Origin of the sequence: Sphingomonas sp. Leaf38, assembly GCF_001421825.1 — a bacterium.
Lineage (GTDB): Bacteria > Pseudomonadota > Alphaproteobacteria > Sphingomonadales > Sphingomonadaceae > Sphingomonas.
The window spans coordinates 1,141,311-1,150,226 of sequence record NZ_LMLD01000011.1; the positions used below are offsets into that span (position 1 = coordinate 1,141,311).

Annotated in this window: 10 protein-coding genes and 1 pseudogene; 2 read left to right on the forward strand and 9 right to left on the reverse strand. The window is 64.3% G+C overall.

The window, feature by feature from the left end; all coding sequences use genetic code 11:
• Positions 1-142 precede the first annotated feature (142 nt).
• The 5 genes from pyrF to ASE88_RS12630 form a co-directional block, all read right to left on the reverse strand.
• Positions 143-817: an orotidine-5'-phosphate decarboxylase gene (pyrF, locus tag ASE88_RS12610; protein ID WP_056478326.1), complete on the reverse strand. Its 675-nt coding sequence runs from the start codon at positions 815-817 to the stop codon at positions 143-145.
• Positions 817-1,161, reverse strand: coding sequence for a lipopolysaccharide assembly protein LapA domain-containing protein (locus ASE88_RS12615; RefSeq protein WP_055872604.1), 345 nt, complete (start codon positions 1,159-1,161; stop codon positions 817-819). The genes pyrF and ASE88_RS12615 overlap by 1 nt, the downstream gene beginning before the upstream one ends.
• Before the next feature lie 105 nt (positions 1,162-1,266).
• A complete protein-coding gene (locus tag ASE88_RS12620; RefSeq protein ID WP_056478327.1) occupies positions 1,267-3,555 on the reverse strand; it encodes a patatin-like protein in 2,289 nt (762 codons plus the stop codon).
• 24 nt (positions 3,556-3,579) lie between these two features.
• On the reverse strand, positions 3,580-4,302 hold the full coding sequence (locus tag ASE88_RS12625) for an endonuclease/exonuclease/phosphatase family protein (protein WP_055872601.1): 723 nt from the start codon (positions 4,300-4,302) through the stop codon (positions 3,580-3,582).
• Positions 4,303-4,395: 93 nt separating this feature from the next.
• On the reverse strand, positions 4,396-4,851 hold the full coding sequence (locus ASE88_RS12630) for a MarR family winged helix-turn-helix transcriptional regulator (protein WP_055872599.1): 456 nt from the start codon (positions 4,849-4,851) through the stop codon (positions 4,396-4,398).
• 162 nt (positions 4,852-5,013) lie between these two features.
• Between ASE88_RS12630 and ASE88_RS12635 the strand changes: the two genes are divergently transcribed.
• Positions 5,014-5,439, forward strand: a complete 426-nt coding sequence (locus ASE88_RS12635) for an organic hydroperoxide resistance protein (protein WP_056478328.1) — start codon at positions 5,014-5,016, stop codon at positions 5,437-5,439.
• Positions 5,440-5,607: 168 nt separating this feature from the next.
• On the opposite strand, the gene ASE88_RS12640 is transcribed toward ASE88_RS12635, so the two are convergent.
• The 3 genes from ASE88_RS12640 to ASE88_RS12650 form a co-directional block, all read right to left on the reverse strand.
• The gene (locus tag ASE88_RS12640; RefSeq protein WP_056478329.1) at positions 5,608-6,693 is read right to left on the reverse strand and encodes a catalase family protein; all 1,086 of its coding nucleotides are present in this window, start codon (positions 6,691-6,693) and stop codon (positions 5,608-5,610) included.
• A 115-nt stretch (positions 6,694-6,808) separates the two neighbouring features.
• The gene (locus tag ASE88_RS12645; RefSeq protein WP_055872592.1) at positions 6,809-7,252 is read right to left on the reverse strand and encodes a hypothetical protein; all 444 of its coding nucleotides are present in this window, start codon (positions 7,250-7,252) and stop codon (positions 6,809-6,811) included.
• 107 nt (positions 7,253-7,359) lie between these two features.
• Positions 7,360-7,551, reverse strand: coding sequence for a hypothetical protein (locus tag ASE88_RS12650; protein ID WP_055872589.1), 192 nt, complete (start codon positions 7,549-7,551; stop codon positions 7,360-7,362).
• A 413-nt stretch (positions 7,552-7,964) separates the two neighbouring features.
• Between ASE88_RS12650 and ASE88_RS12655 the strand changes: the two genes are divergently transcribed.
• Entirely contained in the window at positions 7,965-8,540 is a 576-nt protein-coding gene (locus ASE88_RS12655) for a prolyl hydroxylase family protein (protein ID WP_055872587.1), read from the forward strand.
• A 50-nt stretch (positions 8,541-8,590) separates the two neighbouring features.
• Here ASE88_RS12655 and ASE88_RS12660 read toward each other — a convergent pair.
• Positions 8,591-8,916: pseudogene (locus ASE88_RS12660) on the reverse strand (L,D-transpeptidase); the annotation flags it as partial.

Sequence of the window (8,916 nt, forward strand, 5' to 3'; positions counted from 1 at the left end):
GATCCTCCCCCGCCAGGGGGCGGTGGCGCCGACGGCGTCGGAGGGGGCGGACACGCAACCACTGTGTCGCGTACCGCCCCCTCCGTCAGGCTGTGCCTGCCACCTCCCCTTGGCGGGGGAGGATCGTACAGTCGGGTTGCCTTTACAGCGTCGCGCCGATCGCGCGGGCGGCGGCGTCAGGGTCTTCGGCCTGCGTGATCGGACGGCCGACCACCAGGATCGAGGCCCCCGCGTCGAGTGCCTGGCGCGGCGTGACGACGCGCTTCTGGTCGCCGATCTGGCCGTCGGGAAGGCGCACGCCGGGCACTACGAAGAACCCTTTTGGCCAGATCGCCTTGGCCGCGGCGACTTCCGCGCCCGAACAGACGATCCCGTCGACGCCTGCCTCGCGCGCGAGTTCGGTGAGCCGCGTGACGTGATCGTGCGCGCCGCCGGTAACGCCGGTCGCGGCGAGATCGGACGCATCGAGGCTGGTCAGCATCGTCACCGCGATCACCTTCGTGCCGATCGGTGCCGCTGCCTTGGCGTCTTCGAGCATCGCCCGCCCGCCGCTCGCATGCACCGTCAGGATCGCTGGGTTCAGCGTCCCGAGTGCCTGCACCGCCTTGGCCACGGTGTTGGGAATGTCGTGCAGCTTGAGATCCAGAAAGATCGGCAGGGCGAGGTCGGCCATCGCATGGACACCGGGCTGGCCGTGCGCGGCGAAGAATTCGAGCCCGAGCTTGATACCGCCGACATGATGACGGACGCGCGCGGCGATTGCCTTGGCGCGCGCGAGATCGGGCGTGTCGAGCGCGACGTAGACACGGTTGCTCATCAGGCGACACCCGGTGGTACGGCGGTCGGCGCACCGAGCGGCGCGATCGTCACCGGCGTTTCAGCGGGAAGCATCGCCATCGGCTCGGGTCGTGGCGTGCGCAGCTCCAGCAACTCGCGCTCGCATGTCGAGAGACGTTGCCGCAGCCGCCACCGGACGGCGTGACTATAGAGCATCGTCGGCACGAACCCGATCAGAAACGTCACGAGCAGCAGCAGCGGCAGGTTCACGTCCGCGATAAGCCCGCCCCACAGCTGGATCTGCACGGCATTCCAATTGCTTATGGTGAACACTGCGGCGACGAACGCCAACAGGCACCAGAACAGGATTTTCAGGAACTGCATGCGGCGACCCTCTTTTTTGCACCAACCGCGCCGAAACGGGGTTGGAAATGCAGAGCTACCGTCACGTGCCCCTTTTGGCCAGTCTTCTACCGAACAAGAGGGGCCTTAGCCGATTTCAGTCCGCAATTGCGCAATCAGCGGCAGGATTGCGGTCAGCCTCGGCTCCTCCTCGTCGAGGATTGCCAGAAACGCCGCGCGCTTGATCGCCGCAACCCGCCCCGGTTTCATCCGCACGGTCTGTGGGAGCGTTGAGACGGTGATGTCGATCATCCGCTCCGATCCGTGCAGCCGCCCCCAGAGATAATCGTTCTCGCGATAGGCACGACTGAAGAACGCACCGAACGTGCCGAACTGGATTCCCTTCAACGTCGCCTCCGCGCCCCCGGACCGGATTGCGGTCGCGTCGTCCGGGGCGATCCGATCGACCTTGATCGGATCAAACTCGTCAAGCCCTTCGCCTTGCAACAACGGCAGTGTCGCCGTGTCGAAATACGGAAAGCCAAGATAGGCGAGCAACAGCGTCCGTCGCGCAGATTTTGCTAGTGCGGCAAACGCCTCCGCCAGCCGCTGGTCGGTTTCTGCATCGAGGCGTTCGAGGTCGAACGTCCGCCCGAGCGTCTCCAGCACCGCGATCGCGTCGCCTTTCATCGCGCGGACGGCGTCGTGCATCCCGGCATGCATCTCACCACGCAGCCGATCCAGATAGGGCGACAGCGATTCGTAGATCGCATCGCGCATCGGGGCGAGTTCGGGTTCGTCGGCGGCGGTCTCGACCTCCGACAGGCGCCGCGCCATCAGCCGCAGCCGGCGGATGCGGAAGCCGATGTCGAAGGTCCGCAGGAAGGCGATCGACGCGGGACTGGCCCCGTTCGCAAACCCCGCGCCCAGCTGGTCCGCCCCCGTCGCCGCGACCCGCGCAACAATCGCGGCCCGGATCTGATCCAGCCGCCGCGGACTGTGATGCCGCCCCGCCTGGTACAAGAGCCCGGCGATCGTCTCGATCACTGCACTGCGTTTCAGGTGGCCATAGGCGACGAACCCATAGCCCGAACTCGTCGCGGCCGCCTTCTGCGCGCGCCGCCGCCATGCGATCAACCGGGGCGCGGTCGGCCGGTCGAGGAACAGCGTGTGGCCGAACAGCGATTCGACATCGGCCTCAACCTCGGGACGGATCGCGGTGACGATCCCACGCATCCGGTCGATCCGCGCCGAACGTTCGGCGATCGCCTCGAGATTGTCGCGGATCGGTTGCTGGCGGGGAATGTCACTGATCGCGCCGATAATCGTCTGGAAGAAGCCGGGTGTGCCTTCGCCGCGGTTCAGCCGCAGTTTGATGCCGGGGGAGGGGTCGATATAGATGAAGCGCCGGTCGATCTGACGACGTGCGGGGCGGTCCTTCAGCGCATCGAGCGCAGGGCGAAACGGCGCGTTGGCGAGCACCGACCCATCGATCAGCACGGCGCCTTCGGCCGCGTTCGCTGCGGTATGGCGGGGCAACACGCGCGCCAGAAACTCGGTGCGTCCTGGCCACGCGATCTTGCGCTGCGCCAGAACACCGTCCAGTTCGGCAACCGTGAACGGCGGGAACGCGCCCGGAAAACTCGACGTCGCACGCGCCGCGAACGCCAGCTCCGCGCGCGGCGCCAGCGTGTCGCAGACGCCGCCATTGTCGGTGAAGTCGACTACCAGCCGGTGCTCGGTCTCGACCACCTCGGCGGGCGAATTGAGCTGCAGGCGTTCGGGATGTCCCGAAAAGTCGGTCACCGTCACGAACAGATCGAGCGGCTGACCCGGCGGCAACAGCCGCGGTCCGCGTTCGCTGGCGGCCATCGCGTCGAACGCATCGAGCAGCAGGTTGGTGAAGGTCTCCCCCCCGAACGGCGGCTCGAACCATCGCGACCGAATGAAATGCGACAGCTTGGTGCGTACTTCCTCACGCGTCGGCTCGTCGAGCGCGTCTACCTTGTCGGTGCTCCGCCCCGCCGCCATCCACGCCAACGGCATCGCCCATGCCTTCGAGAATCGCGATCGCGGTGCCGCTTCGGTATCGATCAGCGCCTCGACATCGGCGGACGTCATCCAAAGGTCGGTCAGCGGATCGAGGCTCTGGCCGGTCGCGATCGCCTGCGCGAGGAAGATGCCGTTGATCCCGCCCGCGCTGGCACCGGCGATGATGTCCCCGAGAACCCGCACCCGGATCGAGGCATGATCCTCGATTTCCTGGAGAAGCGCATGATACACGCCTTGGCTGCCGCCCTTCGGCGCCTCGCCGTCATGAAATGCGCGACTGGCGCAGACCAGCCGCCAGATCTCCTTGGTGATGCCGTGCATGTAGACCGCGAGGCTTATCCCGCCATAGCAGACGAGCGCCAGTCGCAGTTCCTTCTCGCGCATTCTACATCCTCGTCCGGGTGTCGATTAGGAGCCTGAGGCCGTCGGTTCGAGCACCTTGGGTTCAAGCATAGCCCAGATTGGCAGATGATCCGACGCTTTCCGCGCCGCCGGGCTGGCATGCACGCCGCAATCGACCACGTTCAATTCGCGCGAAACCATGATCCGGTCGAGCCGCGCGATCGCGCGCCGTGAGTGGAAGCTCGCCCCCGTCTCCGCGAACGCATAGTCGCGCGCGAAATCGCGCAGGCACCCGGCGCCCGCACTCCATTCGTTCAGATCACCCATCATCACGGTCGGATGGCGGTGCGCGCATGTGTCGACGTGCGCCATGACTGCCGCCGCCTGCTTGCGCCGCCACAATCCCGACAGGTCGAGGTGCATGCCCAACACGCGTATCATGCCGCCCGGCAGGCGCACGTCGGCCATCACCGCGCCGCGCGGTTCGAGCGCAGGCAGGTGGATTGCCGTGCAGCCGAGAATTTCGGCGGACTTGCGAACGAGGATGACGTTACCGTGCCAGCCCATGCTGAGTGAGCGCAGGCCGAAGTCGACCGGAACCCAGTCACTATGTTCTTCGAGAAGATGGTGCGGCAGAACGCACGCCTTCGCCCCGAACCGGCGATCCGCCTCTTGGAGCGCGATCACGTCGGCGTCGATCTCGCGCAACACCTCGACCACGCGCTCGGGATTGCGCCGACGGTCTAGGCCTATGCCCTTGTGGATATTATAGCTGGCGACCTTGATCATGCGTGCAGCCTATAACGCCGCGGCGGCGACCTGGGTTGCGGATGTACTGTGGACGGTACGCAATCATCGCGCCGCGGCGTCACCCCGTCGCACTCACGCGTTATCGCTGCTCTCCGCCAAGGCGCGGCGCAGGGTCTGGATCTGCCCGGTCAATACTGCGATCTCCGCAGCGGTTAGCCCGGTCCGCGCGAGTACGTTTTCGGCGAGGCATGCGCTCTCCTGCTGCAAGGCGTGACCTTGGTCGGTCAGCTTGACGCGGACGTTGCGCTCGTCGGCCGGATCGCGCTCGCGGGTCACCAGCCCGGCGACCGCAAGGCGTTTCACCAGTGGTGTGATCGTGCTGGATTCAAGCGCCAGCCGCTCGGCGATCGCACCGATTGTCCGCGCATCCTGCTCCCAGAGCGCGTGTAGCACGAGATATTGTGGGTAGGTGATGCCGAGCTCGTCCAGCATCGGCTTATAGACGCGCCCCATCGCGATCGATGCGCCGTAAAGCGAGAAACATAGCTGATTATCCAGCCCGAGTGGGTGGTTGAGCGGTGCGATCATGTGGTGATCCTAGCCTTTTCGTCTGCCGAGCCAATCCACCACTCTCGCATTGAGGCGTTTCAGGAGGAAAATCTGCGATGCGTCGGTGCGGAGACTGGACGCGATGCTGCCCCAATCCTAAATAGGAACCGCGATAAGCATTATAACGAGAAGGAGATCTTTATGTCCGTCGACGTCAAGTACACCACAACCGCCTCCGCTATCGGCGGCCGCGAAGGCGCTGCCTCGAGCGAGGACGGCCGGTTCGAAGCAAAGTTGTCGACGCCCAAGGAGTTGGGCGGGGCAGGCGGCGACGGCACCAACCCCGAGCAGCTGTTCGCGGCGGGCTATTCGGCGTGCTTCATCGGCGCACTGAAGGTCGCGGGCCAGCAAATGAAGGTCAAGGTTCCCGACGATGCCAAGGTTACCGCGACGGTCGGCATTGGCCCGCGCTCGGCTGGCGGGTTCGGCATCACCACCGATCTGCTCGTCGACCTGCCCGGGCTGGACCGCGGCACCGCGCAGGAACTGATCGATGCCGCGCACCAGATATGCCCCTACTCGAACGCGACGCGCGGCAACGTAGAGGTGGGACTGACGCTCGCCTGATCGTCGCCTTCATACCCGTATGAAACACGGGAGCGATATCGCCAGATACCGCTCCCGTGCTCGACACCGAATTACTGCCGTCTTGCATTCCAGCATCACGATCGCGAACGTCTCGTATCCATGATCGGTCTCCTCAGCGTCCGTTGACCGCAGGCATATTGCGGCGTTTCATGCATCCGTTGCAGCGGGCTCATGATAAGGGCAGCCGTTGACGCGGGCGCGGAAATCGGCGGAGTGGCGATACGCCTCATTGCGTGCACGATTGATGTTGCCGAGCGGCTGGTGCGCGGCGAGACCCGTCCAGATCCCGAAGCGCATCTCTTCGTTGACCGCCTGGACGAGCGCCGGATCCCAGCTGTCCTGCGCCGCGGCGCGGATCGTGGCAACCTTGACGAACGGCGCGTCCTGTTCGTCCCAGGCCACCGTCGGATCCTCGACCGGCTGCTTTTCGAGGTCCCGGCAGAGTTGCACGCGAAACTCCCATTCCGCATCGATGCCGCGCATTTCGGCCTGCACGTCTTCACGGATTGCGTTGTCGCGACCGTCGACGTCGATCTCCGATCCAGTCAGCGCGGTCATCGCCGGCGCGACTGGGGCGATGCTGAACTTCGCGATATACGCGCCGTAGCGAAAGGGCGTGGTCGAATAATAGGTTTCGCCAAGCGGCTCGGCCTGGGGCGCACCGCCGAGTGAGTTGAGCGCGGCGGGTGGCTCGAGTCCAACCGCTTCGATCGCATGACGGACGCCGCGCAACGTCGCCGAGGCGACCTTCTTCACGCCCTCGATCCGATCGGTGGTTCTGGCGAGCAGCTTGAGATTGCCAAGGAATTTGTCCGCGGTCTTGGCCTGGAAGACCTTGCCGTTGACCATGATGAAATCCTGCGTTGTGCCTTGCGCACCGGGCAGTCGCTCCCCCTCGACGTCGAGCACCTTGATCGCGAGGCCGCGCGGCAGGCTGATCGTATCGGGCAAAATATCGCCGGCGTTGGTCGACATCCGAAGATAGACTGGATGCGTGCCGGGCTTGGCGAAGAGGCCCTGTGCGAGTTCTGGCGGCAGGTCGCCGTCAATAAGCATCTCGCCGCGCAATATGCCATGCGACTTGGCATGGACAGAGCGAACCGCGTGACCGTAATCCTCGGCGGTCCGTTCAAGGATGATGTCGAAGGCGCTGTTCAATCGCTTGATCGTATCCTGTTCGTCCAATGCGATGGTTTCGACGTCGGGGGTGTAGCGTACGGGCGGGGTGAACATGGCGGTCTCCTAGTCGCGATAAAACAGATCGCGCGCTGAAGCTGTTCCCATCATTTCGTGCTTACGCGCTGCAGCGTGGTGCCGGACCGTGAAATGGCGATGCCGGGTAAGTGCTTCATTTGGCGAAGCACTTTTCCATATTGATCAGGCGTCCCCTACCGTCGTCATGCGTCGCATCGCCTGGAAAGTCGCGCATCGAGGAGCCCAGTCGGGTCAGTTCGTCGCGCGACAACCAGCCCTGGATCCGGCCCTGCTGCACCGCCCAGCAATCTGCCGCGGCTTCGCCCGGCCCGAAGATCTGGTGCGCGCATTCATGCGTGTACCAGAAGATCTGCTGCGCACGCGGCAGGTTGAGGAGGCGCGGGTGGAGGATGATGCGGCCCTTGTACGCGGCTGCGATGTCGTCGATCGGCTGGATCATCGTATCGACCGGCCCACAGGTGGCGCGATAGCCGGCGAGCAGGAGTGCGCCGGGCAGGATCAGCGTCTGTGCGGCGGCAGGCTGGGGGACGAGCGCTAGCAGCGATGCTGCGACGACGGCGAGAATGTTTTTGAACATGGGAATCCTGGCCCCGCGAGGCGCGAGGACGAGCAAGAGTCTGGCATTGGGTGGCGGCGTTCGAAGGCCGCGGATCGCTATGCGATCAGGCGGCGATCAGGGTGTGCCTACCGGAAGCGCTCGATCTGCCGTCCGTTGATACGCTGTGTCACACGCTGGTCCTCCGCTTCGGCGGCGATTGCCGCGGCCATCGCGCAGGTTGCGATCCGCTGCGCGGGAGAGACCGTGTCGCGAACATCGGTCGAGCGTATCTTGGCAAGGGATTGCGATCCCGCGCCCGTCAAAAATGTCGGTTGCATGGTAGGTCTCCGCCGATGTCGAGTCAGTCGCGTCACCCAGCGCTCTCGCCGGCAGCGGAGCAGGGGATGTTCCCGACCTCTTCGGTCTGGTGCGACTTAGCGCATCCATGAGGGCGGGGTGGTGGCGAAAACCACGCAACCTGCCTAACCTATGTTGGTCGTACTAGATCAACACAGATCTATACGGAAAGATCCACCTAATAAAAATATAACTTATGTTAGGCTATAATAGACTGTAGGATCATCTGATAATCTTGTCGGGGCGCTAACGCATGACCCAATTTTCGAATGCTGTTGCGCCGAATGGGCAGACGACGGTTGATCTTCGCGATAGCCATATCGAAGCCCTGGCCCGATCAAGTTCGGCCGCGTGGGTCCGTGATCATGTTACGGGCTATCCCAATGCAGTTCGGATGCCGGCGAACGGCGTCGAACTCTACGTCGTCCGCAACTTTCTTGCGCCTGAGGAATGCGCGGCGTTGATTGCGCTGATCGATGCGAACCGCGTGCCGTCGCCGGTCGTCGGCACCGGCACGGCATCGTCGCACCGCACCAGCGAGACCTGTTATCTCTACCCGGGCCCGGCCCCTGTAACTGCAGTTGAGGCCAAGCTGGATCTGCTGACCGGGCTCGAGCCGCGCTACGGCGAGGCGTCGCAGGGCCAGCGCTATGCGGTCGGGCAGGAGTTCAAGCCGCATCACGACTACTTCGATACCGCCCAGGCTTATTGGCACGATCAGGTGACGATGGGCGGCCAGCGGACCTGGTCGGCGATGACCTTCCTTAACGAACCCGAGGCGGGTGGACGGACGAACTTCCCGAGCCTGGGCGTAATGATTGCGCCAAAAGCAGGTAATCTGGTGATCTGGAACAATATGGACGAGTTCGGCGCGCCCAATCCGGCGTCTCTGCATCAAGGTATGCCGGTCGAGCAGGGCGTCAAATACGTGCTGACGAAATGGTATCGCGAACGACCCTGGTGCCAGTAGTGGACAGGATATCCTAATCCTCCGGCGTGCGAGAGGATCGGCGGGATCCGCTAGTGCGCGGCGACGGGTACGGCGAACACGGTTCGCAGCGGCTTGGTTTCCGGCAGGATGTAGACGATGCCGACCGTGCCGGTGAACAGCGGCTTGACCACCCCGTCGTAGAAACCGGGCGGTACGTTGACGCAGCCATACGAGATGCGGTTGTCACTCGGCGTCGGCGACGCAAGCCGCCCGGCGCGGTTATCGATGCGGCGGCCGACGATCACGCGGTGCAGCGACAGCGCCGCGTCATAATCGATCCACAATATGTCCTGCTCGAAGTCGCGACCGAGCGATGCTTCGAAACGACCCGCGGGCGTGGTTCGCTCAGCGGGGG

What these genes read in the sequence shown, in the direction of transcription:
- pyrF (WP_056478326.1), bottom strand. Translation starts at nt 817, where the DNA reads ATGAGCAACCGTGTCTACGTCGCGCTCGACACGCCCGATCTCGCGCGC.
- ASE88_RS12615 (WP_055872604.1), bottom strand. Translation starts at nt 1,161, where the DNA reads ATGCAGTTCCTGAAAATCCTGTTCTGGTGCCTGTTGGCGTTCGTCGCC.
- ASE88_RS12620 (WP_056478327.1), bottom strand. Translation starts at nt 3,555, where the DNA reads ATGCGCGAGAAGGAACTGCGACTGGCGCTCGTCTGCTATGGCGGGATA.
- ASE88_RS12625 (WP_055872601.1), bottom strand. Translation starts at nt 4,302, where the DNA reads ATGATCAAGGTCGCCAGCTATAATATCCACAAGGGCATAGGCCTAGAC.
- ASE88_RS12630 (WP_055872599.1), bottom strand. Translation starts at nt 4,851, where the DNA reads ATGATCGCACCGCTCAACCACCCACTCGGGCTGGATAATCAGCTATGT.
- ASE88_RS12635 (WP_056478328.1), top strand. Translation starts at nt 5,014, where the DNA reads ATGTCCGTCGACGTCAAGTACACCACAACCGCCTCCGCTATCGGCGGC.
- ASE88_RS12640 (WP_056478329.1), bottom strand. Translation starts at nt 6,693, where the DNA reads ATGTTCACCCCGCCCGTACGCTACACCCCCGACGTCGAAACCATCGCA.
- ASE88_RS12645 (WP_055872592.1), bottom strand. Translation starts at nt 7,252, where the DNA reads ATGTTCAAAAACATTCTCGCCGTCGTCGCAGCATCGCTGCTAGCGCTC.
- ASE88_RS12650 (WP_055872589.1), bottom strand. Translation starts at nt 7,551, where the DNA reads ATGCAACCGACATTTTTGACGGGCGCGGGATCGCAATCCCTTGCCAAG.
- ASE88_RS12655 (WP_055872587.1), top strand. Translation starts at nt 7,965, where the DNA reads ATGCCGGCGAACGGCGTCGAACTCTACGTCGTCCGCAACTTTCTTGCG.